Source organism: Weeksella virosa DSM 16922, from assembly GCF_000189415.1.
Lineage (GTDB): Bacteria > Bacteroidota > Bacteroidia > Flavobacteriales > Weeksellaceae > Weeksella > Weeksella virosa.
The window spans coordinates 2,088,249-2,103,881 of record NC_015144.1 but is presented as its reverse complement, the minus strand read 5'-3'; the positions used below and the strand labels follow the sequence as shown (position 1 = coordinate 2,103,881).

Sequence of the window (15,633 nt, the reverse complement as noted above, 5' to 3'; positions counted from 1 at the left end):
GGGAACTTACAAATCAAAACAGGTTTCAATGAAGCATTTATTATTGATGGTGCCAAGCGTAAAGAACTTATAGACGAGGATCCCAAAAGTGAAGAAATTATACGACCTATTTTACGTGGCAGGGACATAAAAAGATATGGTTATGATTTTGCTGATTTATGGTTAATTAATTCCCATAATGGCATTAAAGAAAAGGGTGTAAAACGCATAGAGATAAACGATTACCCATCAATTAAAAAACACTTAGATCAATATTATCCGCAATTAGAAAAAAGAGCCGACAAAGGTGATACTCCATATAATTTAAGGAATTGTGCTTATATGGAGGATTTTTATAAACAGAAAATAATGTATAGCGAGATCGTTCGTGAGCCACAATTTTACCTGGATAAAACAGGTGAGTTTTATCCTGAAGCAACTACATTTATTATGACAGGTGAGTATTTGGAATATTTATATCATCTTTTACACTCTAAAACAGCAACATATTTTTTTAAAACATTTTATGCTGGAGGTGGTTTGGGTGAAACAGGTTATAGGTACAAAAAAGCATTTTTGGAAAACTTACCTGTCCCGAAACCAAACGGAAAAATTAATTTTAACAAAATAAATATTGATGAAGAAGTTTATAAACTATATCAATTAACCAATGAAGAAATTGCTTTTATTGAGCATCAATAAAAGCAATTTCTTGTTCGGAAATATCATATAATTTGTACACAACTTTATCTATTTCGCGATATTGTTCACTTTTTATTAATCTTTCAATTTGTATTTCAAGTTCTCTATTAGGTTTTGGAATAGTTAAATTTCTAATATTATCAGAATTCCCTGCATTACCTCCAGCAGTATCACCAATGATTAAATACATAAACCAAGAAAATAATTTAGAATTTAGAATTGCACACAAAAATTTTAAATGATTGCCTGTAAAAAAGTGCATACTATCCTGTATTATAATTCCTTCATCAACAAGAGAAAAAAGCTTTTCACTTGCTATTCTATTCCAAGCAATTTTCTGTTTAGAAAAATCCTCCCAATAACTTATCGAATCTTGTGTTTCAAACCATTTATTTGTAGTTTTTTTTCTAGACTTTTTTAAAGAACTTTCTTTAATTGGAATTCCATGTGTTTTAGCGTGATTTAAAACTGCTTTAATTTCTTGAGCTGTAAGGTTTTCACCTGTTTGTTTAAGCTTAGGATAAAAGCCTATTAAGAATTGTTTTATCGCTGGAAATTCGTCAATATTATAATTTTTGCTTGGGAAAGTTGCAATTAAATATTTATCAGCAAAATCATAAGAATATCGCTTTATATCACGACCCCTAAGTAACGGTCGAATGATTTCGGCAGATTTTGGATCTTCTGCGATTAACTCATCTTTCTTCTTTCCGTCAATAATGAAAGCCTCATTATAGCCCGTCAATATCCCACGATAAATATTAATATCCCAATCCTTCAAAGGGGTTCCAACGGCTTCAATTTTAGCTTTTATCCTCTGCTCAATTTCACTTAAAATTACCCAGCTTTCCCCCTTTGAAAAATTGCAAACTGTGGCATTTTGTCTAAAATAATCGCTCAAATTATTTAACACCTTTTCTTTGATCACGCAGGCTCTTGTCTGTTGTCTATTTTTATCCTTAGAAAACAAGAGAATATTAGTATCCACCGTAGCGGACTCAAATATCTTTTGTCCTGCAAAGTCAATTAATAAGATAGGGTTTGTATGGGTTGCAAAGAATTCACGAGTACTTTCTCCGTATCCTGCACGCATCCACTTATTGGATGTAATGTAGCACAGAATCCCTTTGTTTTTTAATAATTGCCAACCACGTTCATAAAACAGTGAATAGATATCTCCCGTTTTAGCGAAGGTTTTATATCCGCAATGTTGGTACAATTTAGCCAATTTGCCATTTTCCTTTTGTAGTTGTACATATGGAGGATTTCCAATTACTACATCGAAGCCCTCTTCCAATCCAAACATCCATTCGGGGTCAAAGAAAGGCGAAGTAGCGTTTTGGTCGTAGGGATTCCATTGCGAAAATTGTACGGCATCTTCGGGAGCATACTCGCCACTTTCTTTTAATAGTTTTGCCAGTTTTTCCCTTAATTCGGCATCTTGATCTCGTAGTTTCTTTTTTGCAGAAGCAGATTTCGCATAGAAGTGTTCTTTTCTTACTTTCAGTAATTCCTGTTTGGTGTTTTCTATTTCCTCTTTATCAAAAATCGTTAATTGAGCCGGTTTTGATTTCATCCCAATCAGAGTATTCGCTGCCACAAATTTAGTTTCTAAATTTGGTAGGGTTAATACACCATAGTTTTCTTCAGGCTTAGATAAATCCATTGTTTCCTGCTCTACAATCAGCGAAATAAAGAAACGTAATTTACTAATTTGGGCTGCAATGGTTTGTATATCCACACCGTAAATACATTCTTCAATCAAATGTAATTTCAAGTCGTGGTGTGTTTCTTTATTTTTTGTGTCTAATTTCTCAAGAATTTCTACCATCCGATTGAGTATTCCCATCGGGAAAGCTCCAGAACCACAAGCAGGATCAAGGATTTTAACCTTGCGGAGTTGTGAAGCAATTTCTTCACACAAAACAGCATCTTGAGCTAAAGAATCAGGTAACACTTCTTGCTCAAAAAGCTGGCGAATGAGTGCTTCCTCCAAATCTGAAAATTTACTTTGCAGATAACTAATCAAAGATTCATCCACCATATAGGCAACAATCTCTTTTGGCGTATAGAAGCTGCCGGATTGTTTGCGGGCAGATTCCTGTGTCTCAGGATTAAAAGCTCCAAGCAAGTTTTCAAAAACATTTCCTAACAATTCAGGGTCTAATGCTACCTGCACCTCATTCGGCACATTTTCCTCTACCGTGAAATTATAGCGTTCCAATAAAGGAATTAAGCCCTCATTAATCCCATCTCCAAAAAACACCGCATTAGGAATAAAAGCACGGTGCTTAAAGTTTCCATTGGGTGATTTTTTGTCACTACGACTGAAACCATCCAAATGGTACTTGATCCCGTCTGTACTCTCTTCTTTATCCAGGCATTCAAAAAGCCCTCCGTTCAAGAACGGAATAGGTCGAAATAAATTCAAAACTTCTTCTTCGGAGATCGTAAACATTTCCGCATAACGGTATCGAGTTTTAATATCCCTGTTTTTAGTTTTTGCAAACTCCCTTTCCGTTACCGCTTTGTTTAATGTGGCAAAGAACAGGTTTTGTAAAATAGCGTTGTAATAACTCCCATCAGAAGTACTATTAGGATCAAAGTCTTTTAGTATTTCTGATAACTTGTCCGTTTTAAATAATTCATCTGGTACCAACTGTTTTTGTTTGATAAACCAAACAAATAACAATCGGGTAATCAAACGAATCATTTGCTCTTCCAACTTTACACGGTCATCGTCTGAAGTAGCAGTATCATTCGGAAATGTAATACCTACTTCGGCTGTAAGTGTCCACTGATACCATTTAAACAAATCATTGTAAAATTCCTTAGTAAGTTTTTCAACCGAAAAAGCCTCTTGAATACTGTCCAAATCTTTAAATGTACAGTTGCCAATTCTTTGTCTAAAAGTTTTGTTATGTTCTTCCGGATTAACGAAATAAGTAAACCGTTTCCAAGAAGAATATTTTTTATCTGCTTTTCCGTCCCAGTTTCTTCTGATAAATGAAAATCTGAATTTTCCTGATTTATCATAAAAAACGAAAATAGCTCCGTCTTTAAAATCTTCTTTTAAAACTAACTTCGCAATTTCAAATTGCTTTTTTTTAGAAGAACGTTCAGATAGAATCCCGTTATATTTACAGGCAAAAACAATGAGTTCGTCAGAATTTTTAAATTCTACATTTCCAATTCTTGTCAATTCAGAAAATTGCTCAAAATTTTTATCTTCTATAATATAATCTAAATCTTCTTCTTCATTTTTAAATGATGAAATAGCTTTTTTGAAAAAATCTGCTAATATTTTTATTGAGAAAGTTTGTATAAGCTTATCCATTTCCTTGATGTATAACCTTTTTAATCGTATTCGGTAAAGATATGAAATATGCAATTAATAGATATGTTTTATATCTTTCTTTGTAATATTTATTTTAAACAACCATAATATTTATAAATATATTTTTATATAACCTCAACAATCCAACGAGATGCTACATAATGTTCTAAAACATGTTCAACATTTTGGCTTAAAGTACTACCCATTTCCTGTACCACAATTAGGCTGATTTAAGTTGAATTGTTTTTTCAAGTTTATACAAATCTTTTGGCCTTTTATTTTCTATTCCCTGATGTCTTCTTTGGTTATATTCCTCAATAAAATTCTTGGCTCCAAGATACAAGTCCAATCCGTTTTCTGCTGGATTTAAATAAATATAATCATCCATGATTGACCGGAAGAATCTTTCCACATAAACGTTGTCTGTAGCTCTGCCTTTACCGTCCATGCTTATCCTGATTTCATGACCTTTTAAACAATTAAACCAGTTTTTGGAAGTATATTGACTTCCTTGGTCAGAATTGATGATTTCAGGCTTTCCGTACCTTTCTATCGACTCGTTCAGCAGTTCTGTCTGGGTTGCTCCAGAAACGCTCGTTTCCAGATGCTGATCTGACTGGGATGGATCTCAAAACGCTGGGCCAGTTCGCTGAGCGTTTCTCTCTCCCTTAAAACTTCAATGGCAACTTTGGCCTTGAAGGCATCGGTAAATTTTCTTCTGCTTTTTTCATCATTATACGAGTTAAAATTAATCATTATTTTCAACTTAACCCGTGGTCCGAATTTTGGGGAGTAGTATATTTGAAAAAATTTATAAAGAAAACGATAAACTTTATATCAAATTAAACTTACAAATTAGATTTCTTTAAATTCGTAAGTATAAATGATAATATTAGCCAAATTGATAGGTGGTTAATTTTTTAATCGGTATAAATTATTTTGACAGTCAAACATATTTTCTATCTAAGAGATTTTTACTTATCTAATAAATTATCATATAAAGGAAATCTAAAATTTCCCACTTTTCTTACTCTTCACGATATAGCAACACCGAACGAACACCGAAAAAAGGATATAGAACCGTTATGGGTTTTGTACTGCATACTTCATCTTATAAACTTGCGTTCCTCACACAAAATCAATTTTCACTATTTCATCTTAAAAAGATAATAAATACACAAACTTATTCGAAACAACCCAAAATATAAAAATAAGCGATTATAAATGTTAATAATTTAGTTTTTCTACAATCCAATAACAGTATATTAGCAAAAAATTACAAAACATGAAGAAAAAACTTTACTCTTTTATTTTATTTGGGATGATGCTCGGTGCTCAACCCCTAACGGCCCAAAATACTGTCTTGTTTACTCAAGAAAAATCATCAGACGGTAATGCCATCAGTGCCTCTTCCTCTTCTAGAACCATTCATGCAGCAGATGATTTTGTTCTAGCTACCGATGCAACCTTATCAAAAGTAGTATTGTACGGTGCACAAATAATGCAAAATCTTCCTTCGATTTTGAAATCTACAGATTTTTATATTATCGAAGAAGAAGACCTAACCACAGAACCAGGAACACAAAACACAATCATTTTCAAATCATTGCAAAAAATGGATGGAGTAAATCTCATTTCTCAGGGGATGGATCAAACCTTCGAGATAGACTTGAGCTCTCACTCTATCCAACTAAAAGCAGACCGAAAATATTGGTTTATATTCAGTGCCTACATCAATGCACCCTATCCATCGAGTCTGACCGATTGGCATTTCTACCCAGCAAACAACAAAGAAGGTACAAAATTAGCAAAGGTCTATACCAATGAGAAATGGACACAACAGCCAGCTGGCCTAACCTTCACGCTCGAAGGAGAAAGCGTACTAGGATCGACAGAAATATTCAACAGCTCGTCTGCCCCATTGGCTGCTACGGTAATTACAGATATTTTAGAAGTAAAAACCAACGACTTTTTGTCTCTGACAGTTTTCGACCTGAATGGTAAAAGTATTATGACTTCTGACAAAAAAATTAACCAAGTAGGATTTCTTCCTTCAGGTGCATATTTAAGCGTTATAACCACCAAAAATGGCCGAAGAATTTCGACAAAATTCATAAAAAAATAACCGATTGCGGGTATATGATCACGCAAAAACTCCGTTAAACGTTTTGTTTAACGGAGTTTTTTATTTATTTTGTTCTCTTTTTTTACAAGAAAAACATTCAGCCACTGCTGATCATTAAAAACATCAATGATCAACTCTTTTTTCTACCGAAATAACATTGGAAATTCTGGCTAATCCTTATTTTTCTGTAGAGATTCTTTTGGCTTTCCTACTGTAGAAACATTAGGCTGCACTACACGATACATATCGTGTCGGCGATCTTTCAGGGTTTTCACGGTCCCATATTCATGTAGATCTTTGAGTGCATACAAATCCACATCGGTAATCAGCACCATTTCTGTATTGGGTGTGGCTTCTGATTTCACCCCGTTGGTAGGAAAAGCAAAATCAGAAGGTGTGAAAACAGCCGATTGAGAAAACTGAATTTCAAAGTAATCTACGCAACACCATCCAAGTCTGCTGCCTTACCTGCTTGTACATTGTTACTCTACCTGCAATTCCTAATAGTGGAGCCAAGGCATTAGCAAAATTATTGGAAAAACAAATCACAGAATAACTTTATAAATTAGGATAAGAATATCATACTTCTGGATGATAAATTAAATTAATATATAGAAATAAAAAAAGCAGTCCAAAATGAATTCAGACTGCATTTGTTAGAAGCAGGTTTATTAAGATCGTATGTTAAGAAGGTGTTTATTCTACAATCATAAAACCATTTCTCACCCGCCTTTGACCATTATGATCGAATTTTTTGTTATCAGTTGGATAATTGATGACACCAGTTTTTGATCTTTTATCGTTACGTAACCAAAATGTAGTCGAACCACCACCGTCGATATTTAATGCATCTTTTGGGTTGAAATATGTAATCAAAAATTCTGTCAATTCTTTCGCAGACATACCCGCTGCTTTGTCGTTTCTACCATCCACTGCTATAAAAAGTACAACATTGTTTGGCATAATGGCAACAGCGGTACGTGGATGTCTTACACCTTGATGTCGATCGGGATTTTCGTAATTTAAGTCATTCAAATTTTCTACAATATTACGTGTAAAATGTAGACCCGATGGATGATAATTCTCGATTAATAGAGGAGAGCCAGACATTATATTTGCAGCATTCAAATCATTGTAAGTTTTATTATTTCCTCTCACAATTCCTACTTTTTCATTGGTCATATAAAATGCACCTTCGTGTTTCCAATAATATAAGGTACCAGGCTTTACTTGTACCGAATCGATTAATTGATTTTTAGTTTTGAAATATGAAGTTGAGTTTCCTGCGTTTGCATTTTTTTCGTAATATGTTCCATTGATGGCAAAAATGGCATTTTCATTTTTATTTCCAACAGCAGAAATGCTATCACGAGGATTAATCTCGGTAAAATCAATTTTGTATTTATTATGCTGTGGATGAATGGCTAATACATTCACATTTTGATAAGATTTGAAAGCATGATAATATTGTGAAGGAAATTCGTAATGGGTAATACCATCTTCGATTTCATTAATTTTCCAACCTTTACGATCCAATAAAAGATTGTCTGTTTTCTCGATAGATTGAACACTTGCACAACTTTGAATAAATGAAATGACAATGAGTGCTAATAATAATTTTTTCATTAGTATGCGTCGTTTTGAATTAATACTCCGTTTGATAATATGATTTGGCTTCCAGGCAAAGGCATTACATAATGATTTTTGGTTGGAATATTAGGTAAGTCAATGGCTTTATCAGTTCTCACTAAATCTTGAAACAAAAAACCTTCACTGAATAATTCGCGACGTCTTTCTAATAAAACGGTTTCTAAATAAGCCTCGTCAGAACTGAAATCTTGAGCCGTAAAATGAGGTAAACTTCGAGCAGATCGTAATTGATTCAAATACATTAAACCTTGATCTTTACCCAAACCTTCTGCAGCAATAAAATACATTTCAGCTAATCGATTAAAAATTAAAGGTTGAACATCGGTATATTTGCTTATTATCATGTTGAAGGTTCCATCTGAATTTACGATTTTTTGGATATTTATATCTTTTCGCGGATCATTTTCTTCGTACAATTCATTCAAAACAAAATCAGATGGTTGTACGAAATAAGAACCTGCCCAAGTGGTACCATAAGGCCAAAATAGTTGCGATAAACGCACGTTAGATTCAGTAGTTAAATTTTTATACGCAAAAAGAATTTCAGTCGAAGAAGCTGTAGCTCTAAAAATACGCTCATAATCTTTATCTAACGCTAAATTACTTTGATTAATAACTTCTAAAGCTATATTTGTTGCTTCATTTTTCATGTTTAAATATAACAAAACACGTGCTTTGAATGCTTTGGCTGCTTCTTTCGAAACTCTTGACGAAGAAGTTTGATTCAAATTTTGGGCATTTTCAATCGCATAATCTAAATCGCTTATTATCAAACTCCAAACTTCTTCTTTGGGTGTACGTGGTAAATTTTCTACTGTATTGGTTGTAATAAGTGGCACATCTCCAAACATGGTAACCAGATGATAATACATGGCTGCACGTATAAATTTAGTTTCGGCATTAATTCTTTTTTCATCTAATTTTTCTGAAGCAGCAATTAAATTATTAGCATTATATATATTGCTGTAACAGAATTGCCAATAACTTGACGAAAAAACATTGGTGTCGTCAAGTCCATTTCCGGTAATCAAAACACCAAACTTACTGTTGTTTCCGGATAATGCCGTCCATGTATAATTACCACCTCTGACATCATTGTAAAAATAATCATCTCGGATAGGTGTAGAATTATCATATAAACCATTTAAGAAAAATTGAATGTTTTCTTTGTTAATTTGTTCGGGAGAAATGGCATTTTCTGAATAGATATCTAATTCGTCTTGACAAGAAGTGAGAGTGCCAAAAGTTAAAACACTAAGTGCTAAAATTTTGATTGTATGTTTTATAATTTTCATTGCATTAAAAATTAAGATTGATACCCAATAAAAAAGATTTAGGCTGTGGTGTTACCAAATTATCGATTCCAAAAGTGGTTGCATTAATGCCGCTTACAGCTTCTGGATCGTAACCAGAATATGAGGTAAACGTTAATAAGTTATTAATTGAACCAAAAATTCTTACACTATCAAATCTAGCTTCTTTTAAAAAAGATGAAGGTAAAGTATAGCCCAACGTAATATTTTTGATACGCAAATACGAACCATCTTCTATATAATATGAACTGTTTTTCCTATTCCAACTACTTTTGGTTGCGCGTGGTGTCCAATTAGAAGTATTAGGCCCAGTCCAACGATCTTCGTAAGATTCTAAAATATTGTTGTAATCGGTTCCTCCCAAATGATCCAAACCAGTTCGCCAGCTTGCTACAATATCATTACCGAGCGAAAAGGTTGCAAAAATCGATAAATCGACATTTTTATATTTAAAGGTATTTGTTAAACCACCGAAAAAATCGGGATAAGGATCACCAATAACCGTACGGTCAGAAGAGTTGATTTGTCCATTACCATCTAAATCTGCAAATCGAATATCACCTGGTCTTACACCTTGTGCATACAAACTTGCAGGAATTTCGCTCTCATTTTGATATATTCCTTCGTGTTTATAACCATAAAAAACACCCAAAGGTTGACCTTCTATAATAGCATTCCAACCACCAATGGTATTGACACCTTCGCCCAATAAACTTTTGACTTCATTTTGTATAAAAGCAATGTTGAAATTAGTATTCCAACTAAAATCTCTGTTCGAAATATTGGTTGAGTTTAACGAAAATTCATGACCTCTATTCTCTATTTCACCAATGTTTTGCGTCATACTCGAAAAACCGCTGGTATGTAAAACGGGAACATTGTAAAGCAAATCATTCGAAGTTTTGATAAAATAATCATAGGTAAAATGAAGTTTATTTTTAAAAAGACTCAAGTCTAAACCAAAATTTGTTTGTGTATTAATCTCCCATTTCAAATTTGGATTTCCAATGGCCGTAATACTCAGTCCAGTAGTGTTGTCATAATTATAGCCACCTTGTGCCAAAGCAAAATAATCGTAATTGCCAATTCCGTCTTGATTTCCAGTTTTTCCCCAACTTGCTCTAACTTTACCAAAACTTATAAAATCTACATGACGTAAAAATTCTTCGTTAGAGAAAATCCAAGCACCAGAAAAAGAAGGAAAATAATCAAATCGATGTGCTTTACTAAACTTTGATGAGCCATCTCGACGAATAGTTGCAGTAAGTAAATAACGATTATCAAAGCCTAAATTTAATCGTCCAAAATATGATTCGATAGCGTATTCGGATAACGAACTAGAACCTGTAACAATGGTTGCTGCATTAATATGGTGAAAATCATTCGAAGGAAATTCTCTTCCCGTGACTGAATTATAAGTATAATGATCAGAAAAATAAGAATGTCCAATCATAGCGGTTAATTCAAAATCATTGAAACGATTACTATAAGATAATACATTATCGAAAGTTTGACTATAACGCGTATTTCGCATATCGTTTACCCAACCCAAACCACCATTGTAAGGATGTCCGATTTCTTGTCTTCTGTTCCCATGCCCCAATCTAAGCTCGGCATTATAGCTTGATTTAAAGTTGAAATTTTTCCAAAAATGATATACACCAAAAATATTCATAAGTGCTTGATAGTTTTTATCGTTGGTATGATCTTTATCCAAAATAATTAAGGCATTGTGACGCAAAATGTCTTTTCCTCCAACAGCATAACTTCCATCAGCAAGGTAAGGAGAATCGTAAGGTCGTTGTTCCAATGAACGTTGAAACAAAGCTGTCCCTTGATTTCCGTTCGGAATTGAAGTGCTATGGGTGAAACTTCCCGATAGGTTAAATCCTAAATCAAATTTTTTGTTAGGTTTATATTCTACATTCGAGCGAAAAGTATAACGTTTCAACGAACTTTTTTTTATCAAACCTTCATGATAAGCATAGCCTAAAGAATTAAAAGATTTCACTTTTTCGTTTCCGCCCGAAACAGAAAAATCAGTTTGGGTAGAATATGCAGCATTATTGATAATCATGTCTTGCCAACCGATATCTTTTAAAGGATCAGGCACATTTCCCAAAACTTTGTCTATGCTTATATAACCAGGACTTGTAGAAGTGTATCCAAAATCGTTATTGTAATTGTTTACAGCTTCGGTTTGTAATGCGATGTATTGTTCACTATTCAACAAAACTAAACGTTTGGGCATGGTATGGACACCTGTAAGATTTGTAATCGAGAAACGCAGTTTACCGGTTTTTCCTTTTTTGGTGTTGATAATTATAACACCATTTGCAGCACGAGACCCATAAATTGCTGTTGCAGCAGCATCTTTTAACACATCCATTGATTCGATATCGCTCGGATTGATTAACGACAAAGGATCTTGCACAAATTCACCCGAATAATTATAACTTGCATCCGATTTAGAAATGGGAACACCATCAATGACATATAAAGGCTCATTATCACCATTGATTGATGAAACCCCGCGTATGTTCACTCGTGATCTTGCTCCAGGTGTACCATTGCTCACTGTGAGATTTACACCTGCCACTTGTCCTTGCAACATTTGATTGGCCGATGTGATATTACGTTGTGACACATCGTCACTTTTTACTTTTGAAATAGAAATCGTTAATTTTTTTTGTGAACTATCACCATAACCAACTACTACAATTTCATCTAATTGATTAATTTCAGCCATTTGGATGGTATAAGCAAAAGGCTCTTCTAAAATTCCTTCAAAAATTTCATAACCCTTGGTATTGATTTCGAATCTTTTACCAATATATTGTTTAGGTATATTTACAAAACCCTCAGCATTTGTATAAAACACTTGGTCCACACCTTCAATGGTAATTTTTGCATCATAAACTACAGCATCATATTCATCATAAATTACTATTCTCTCTTCATTTTGATATTGACTGGAAGGAAAATTTCCATTTGGATTATTCTGTGCAGGTAAATTTTGAATTAATCCAAACAGTAAGCATAAAGAAATTGTTTGTTTAAACATCTAAAAAATTTTATTCAAAATTATATTTCCTATTATACCTTATTGTAAATATAAACTTAACGATATGTTACAAAACCATGAAGTTTAGAAGGTTTAAGTTAATTTTAGTTTAGTTTAGTTTAAATAAAAATAATTCCTCCTCGAATTGGATTAAAACCTAAATTCAGGACATTGAAAATAAGATTTACAAAATTAGCAAAGGTCTATACCAATGAGAAATGGACACAGCAGCCAGCTGGCCTAACCTTCACGCTCGAAGGAGAAAGCGTACTAGGATCGACAGAAATATTCAACAGCTCGTCTGCCCCATTGGCTGCTACGGTAATTACAGATATTTTAGAAGTAAAAACCAACGACTTTTTGTCTCTGACAGTTTTCGACCTGAATGGTAAAAGTATTATGACTTCTGACAAAAAAATTAACCAAGTAGGATTTCTTCCTTCAGGTGTATATTTAAGCGTTATAACCACCAAAAATGGCCGAAGAATTTCGACAAAATTCATAAAAAAATAACCGATATTTTCTCATAATTCACCCTACAAAAACTCCGTTAGACGTGTGGTCTAGCGGAGTTTTTTTATCTCGTTCACTGAGTCGCCCCCTGAGCGAAGTCGAAGGGGTAGCCGAAGTACTTACTCATGATTTGTCCATACAAGCTGAGAAATATTGTATCCCTTTTGTTGAGCATAGTCAAGGAACTTTTGTTTCACATGTTCTGGTATTGTTTTATTTCTTGATAAAATCCACATATAGTCATGTTTCTCACCAAAAACCAAAGCAGTCTCGTAATCAGGATCCATCATCACTACGTTATACCCTGAGTAGAATGGACCAAAAAACGAAACTTTCAGAGCACTTTTATCTTTTTGGTCATTAAAAGTTGCTTTTCCTTTCGCTTCTTTCCATTCTTTTTCCTTATAGTTATAGCCTCGATTAAAAACTTCAATCATTCCTTTTTTATTTAAAAAATAGGTAGCTGAGACATGACTCAAGTCTTTTTCGTATTTGAAATCTAATCGGGCGATTTCATACCATTTTCCCATATATTGTTGCACATCAAACCCATCAATTAGCTCAACGTAATCGGGTATATGTACTTTTCTATTGTCTAACCATTCGTAGATGACTGTACCGATAAGAGCTACAGCCACTCCTGAAATTAATTTTATCTTCAAATTTTTCATTTACTTCGTATTGTTTATTTCTATATCCAAAAGAAAATCAATTAAATCACCATTCAATTGATCTTTATGAGTAATATTTAGACCATGAGGCGCATCTTCATATACCAAATAAGTAGAAGGTGTGATTAACTTGGAGGCTAAATCTCCGGCCGTTTCTACAGGTACTGTTTTATCTTCTTTCCCGTGGATGATTAATGTTGGAACTTTTATCATTTTACACTCTTCTCTAAAGTCTGTATTCATCCAAGCTTGTGCAGTTTTTATAGTTGCATTAGGTGAAGCACGAGATGAAATATTAAAATCATAAGCCAATTGTTGTTTGCTTACCGTTTTATTTAGAGGCGAATAGTTATAAAAATCTTTATGGAATTGTTTTAGAAAACCTACCCTATCATCTTTCAATTGATGAATAATATCTTCTAAGTTTTCTTGAGGTACCCCCTTTTCATTGTCTTGCTTTTGTTTTACCAACGGAATAATAGAGCTAATGAGAGCAATTTTTGCAATAGAATGATGACCATAATTGGTAATATAACGTACCACTTCACCACCTCCCATCGAGAAGCCAACCAATACCACATTCGTCAATTGTAGTTCGTCTATTAGAGCATGAACGTCTTCTGCCAAAGCATCATAATCATATTTTTCCCATGGAGCGCAAGACCCACCAAAACCTTTCCTATCATATGCAATACATCGGAAGCCTGCTTCTACAATAGCCGGTATTTGATATTCCCAAGATTGTAAACTAAGCGGCCAACCATGAATCAAAATTACTGGTTGCGCATCTTTATTACCATAATCGATATAATTTAATCGATACTCTTTTCTTGTTAGTTTACTCATTTTTGTGTTTTGAAATGTTAATAATAAACTATAAACAACAAGCATTGAGCCAATTCTATACAAAAAATAATTAATTCTCGAATCTTTTCTTAAGATCTTAAAATTGGCCCGATTTTTACCAATAATACTTTATTAAAGAATTAAGAAACATTTATAAAAGAATTATATGGATTTACATTCTGGACTATCTTTTTGGATTGTTAAAAATGAACTGTTCGATTATTTCCATCCTCTGGAAGACGATTATTCGATTGATGTTGCCATTATTGGTTCTGGGATAACCGGTGCGTTGGTTGCCCATGAACTGTGCGAGGCAGGTATTGAGTGTGTAATAATAGATAAACGGACACTTGTAACCGGAAGTTCTGCCGCAAGTACTGCTCAATTGCAATACGAAATAGATATACCTTTGTGTAAATTAGTGGAGAAAGTAACAGAAAAAAGAGCTATTGATGCCTATCATAATTGTTTGCAATCGATAAAAGATTTAGAAAATGTTTTTAAAAGTAACAATATCCAAACTGACTTTCTAAACGTACCTACTGTTTTTTTAGCCAGTACAAAACAAGATATCAAACTTTTAGAAGATGAATATGCAATGAGAACTAAAGTCGGTTTACCGATTAATTTTTTAGATTCGAATGAATTAAAATTGTATCAAAATATTGATGGTTTTGCTGCATTACAGAATAATACATCTGCACAAATGGATGCTTACAAAGGAGCAATTAAACTCTTGAAACATCATCAAAAAAAACATTCGCTACAAATATTTACCCATACTAAGATTGACAAAATAATGGAAACCAATGATGGTTGCGAACTCTTTACAAGCAAAGGTAAAAAAATCAAATGTAAATATGTTATTGTTGCAGCGGGTTTTGAAGCTGGTGAATTCTTGCCCAAAAAAGTAATGAATTTAATTTCCACGTACGTTATTATTTCGTCGCCAATGCCCGAAAAAAATATTTGGCCACACCGAAGTCTGATTTGGGAAACTGCAGATCCCTACCTGTATATGCGCACTACAAAAGATAACCGCCTGATTGTTGGTGGTGAAGATGAAGATTTCCAGAACCCAATAAAACGAGACGATTTGCTTCGAGAAAAAATAAAAACTTTAGAACAAAAATTCAAAAAACTTTACCCAACAATTGAGTTCAAGACAGAGATGGCATGGTGCGGAACTTTTAGTTCTACAGAAGATGGTTTGCCTTTTATGGGACCATGGAAAAAAAATAGTCGAATCTTATATGCTTTGGGATATGGAGGAAATGGCATTACCTTTTCGATGATTGCAGCACAAGTGTTGAAAAATAGTATTTTAAACAAAAAAGATGATCGAATGATTACCTTTGGTTTTTCGAGAATAGTAGATTGTAAAAAAACAAACTAAATTAGAGTTTCAACCAACGAAAAACAGCAGGAAATAT

Annotated in this window: 12 protein-coding genes and 1 pseudogene; 4 read left to right on the top strand and 9 right to left on the bottom strand. The window is 33.6% G+C overall.

Features of this window, described 5'->3' with window-relative positions:
* The first annotated feature begins 12 nt into the window (after positions 1 to 12).
* Positions 13 to 681 (top strand): TaqI-like C-terminal specificity domain-containing protein, encoded by a 669-nt coding sequence (locus WEEVI_RS11195; RefSeq protein WP_081448714.1) that lies wholly within the window; start codon positions 13 to 15, stop codon positions 679 to 681.
* Here the strand turns inward: WEEVI_RS11195 and WEEVI_RS10070 are convergent.
* From WEEVI_RS10070 to WEEVI_RS11650, 3 genes are all read right to left on the bottom strand, one after another.
* On the bottom strand, positions 665 to 4,018 hold the full coding sequence (locus tag WEEVI_RS10070) for an Eco57I restriction-modification methylase domain-containing protein (RefSeq protein ID WP_126414815.1): 3,354 nt from the start codon (positions 4,016 to 4,018) through the stop codon (positions 665 to 667). The two genes, WEEVI_RS11195 and WEEVI_RS10070, sit on opposite strands and share 17 nt — an antisense overlap.
* A 220-nt stretch (positions 4,019 to 4,238) precedes the next feature.
* Positions 4,239 to 4,622: an integrase core domain-containing protein gene (locus tag WEEVI_RS11655; RefSeq protein WP_081448713.1), complete on the bottom strand. Its 384-nt coding sequence runs from the start codon at positions 4,620 to 4,622 to the stop codon at positions 4,239 to 4,241.
* Positions 4,580 to 4,774, bottom strand: coding sequence for a transposase (locus WEEVI_RS11650; protein ID WP_070486295.1), 195 nt, complete (start codon positions 4,772 to 4,774; stop codon positions 4,580 to 4,582). Before WEEVI_RS11650 ends, WEEVI_RS11655 begins: the two co-directional genes overlap by 43 nt.
* A gap of 529 nt (positions 4,775 to 5,303) precedes the next feature.
* On the opposite strand from WEEVI_RS11650, the gene WEEVI_RS10055 reads away from it, so the two are divergent.
* Entirely contained in the window at positions 5,304 to 6,143 is an 840-nt protein-coding gene (locus WEEVI_RS10055) for a T9SS type A sorting domain-containing protein (RefSeq protein ID WP_013599024.1), read from the top strand.
* A 170-nt stretch (positions 6,144 to 6,313) separates the two neighbouring features.
* Here WEEVI_RS10055 and WEEVI_RS11185 read toward each other — a convergent pair.
* The 4 genes and pseudogenes from WEEVI_RS11185 to WEEVI_RS10035 form a co-directional block, all read right to left on the bottom strand.
* Positions 6,314 to 6,583: pseudogene (locus WEEVI_RS11185) on the bottom strand (carbon-nitrogen hydrolase); the annotation flags it as partial.
* A 256-nt stretch (positions 6,584 to 6,839) separates the two neighbouring features.
* Positions 6,840 to 7,769: a phosphodiester glycosidase family protein gene (locus WEEVI_RS10045; RefSeq protein WP_013599023.1), complete on the bottom strand. Its 930-nt coding sequence runs from the start codon at positions 7,767 to 7,769 to the stop codon at positions 6,840 to 6,842.
* Positions 7,769 to 9,088, bottom strand: coding sequence for a RagB/SusD family nutrient uptake outer membrane protein (locus WEEVI_RS10040; RefSeq protein WP_013599022.1), 1,320 nt, complete (start codon positions 9,086 to 9,088; stop codon positions 7,769 to 7,771). Before WEEVI_RS10040 ends, WEEVI_RS10045 begins: the two co-directional genes overlap by 1 nt.
* A gap of 4 nt (positions 9,089 to 9,092) precedes the next feature.
* Positions 9,093 to 12,170, bottom strand: a complete 3,078-nt coding sequence (locus tag WEEVI_RS10035; RefSeq protein WP_013599021.1) for a SusC/RagA family TonB-linked outer membrane protein — start codon at positions 12,168 to 12,170, stop codon at positions 9,093 to 9,095.
* Between the two features lie 171 nt (positions 12,171 to 12,341).
* Between WEEVI_RS10035 and WEEVI_RS10030 the strand changes: the two genes are divergently transcribed.
* Positions 12,342 to 12,683, top strand: a complete 342-nt coding sequence (locus tag WEEVI_RS10030; RefSeq protein ID WP_041942167.1) for a T9SS type A sorting domain-containing protein — start codon at positions 12,342 to 12,344, stop codon at positions 12,681 to 12,683.
* Positions 12,684 to 12,802: 119 nt separating this feature from the next.
* Here the strand turns inward: WEEVI_RS10030 and WEEVI_RS10025 are convergent, their stop codons facing one another.
* Positions 12,803 to 13,354 (bottom strand): lipocalin family protein, encoded by a 552-nt coding sequence (locus WEEVI_RS10025; RefSeq protein WP_013599020.1) that lies wholly within the window; start codon positions 13,352 to 13,354, stop codon positions 12,803 to 12,805.
* Positions 13,355 to 14,200, bottom strand: a complete 846-nt coding sequence (locus WEEVI_RS10020) for an alpha/beta fold hydrolase (protein ID WP_013599019.1) — start codon at positions 14,198 to 14,200, stop codon at positions 13,355 to 13,357. It lies immediately after the preceding gene.
* A 166-nt stretch (positions 14,201 to 14,366) separates the two neighbouring features.
* Between WEEVI_RS10020 and WEEVI_RS10015 the strand changes: the two genes are divergently transcribed.
* On the top strand, positions 14,367 to 15,596 hold the full coding sequence (locus WEEVI_RS10015) for an NAD(P)/FAD-dependent oxidoreductase (RefSeq protein WP_013599018.1): 1,230 nt from the start codon (positions 14,367 to 14,369) through the stop codon (positions 15,594 to 15,596).
* The last annotated feature ends 37 nt before the right edge of the window (positions 15,597 to 15,633 follow it).

Excerpts from the sequence above, each read along its gene's own strand:
- WEEVI_RS10070 (WP_126414815.1), bottom strand. The coding sequence starts at position 4,018 with ATGGATAAGCTTATACAAACTTTCTCAATAAAAATATTAGCAGATTTT.
- WEEVI_RS11650 (WP_070486295.1), bottom strand. The coding sequence starts at position 4,774 with ATGATTAATTTTAACTCGTATAATGATGAAAAAAGCAGAAGAAAATTT.
- WEEVI_RS10055 (WP_013599024.1), top strand. The coding sequence starts at position 5,304 with ATGAAGAAAAAACTTTACTCTTTTATTTTATTTGGGATGATGCTCGGT.
- WEEVI_RS10045 (WP_013599023.1), bottom strand. The coding sequence starts at position 7,769 with ATGAAAAAATTATTATTAGCACTCATTGTCATTTCATTTATTCAAAGT.
- WEEVI_RS10040 (WP_013599022.1), bottom strand. The coding sequence starts at position 9,088 with ATGAAAATTATAAAACATACAATCAAAATTTTAGCACTTAGTGTTTTA.
- WEEVI_RS10035 (WP_013599021.1), bottom strand. The coding sequence starts at position 12,170 with ATGTTTAAACAAACAATTTCTTTATGCTTACTGTTTGGATTAATTCAA.
- WEEVI_RS10025 (WP_013599020.1), bottom strand. The coding sequence starts at position 13,354 with ATGAAAAATTTGAAGATAAAATTAATTTCAGGAGTGGCTGTAGCTCTT.
- WEEVI_RS10020 (WP_013599019.1), bottom strand. The coding sequence starts at position 14,200 with ATGAGTAAACTAACAAGAAAAGAGTATCGATTAAATTATATCGATTAT.
- WEEVI_RS10015 (WP_013599018.1), top strand. The coding sequence starts at position 14,367 with ATGGATTTACATTCTGGACTATCTTTTTGGATTGTTAAAAATGAACTG.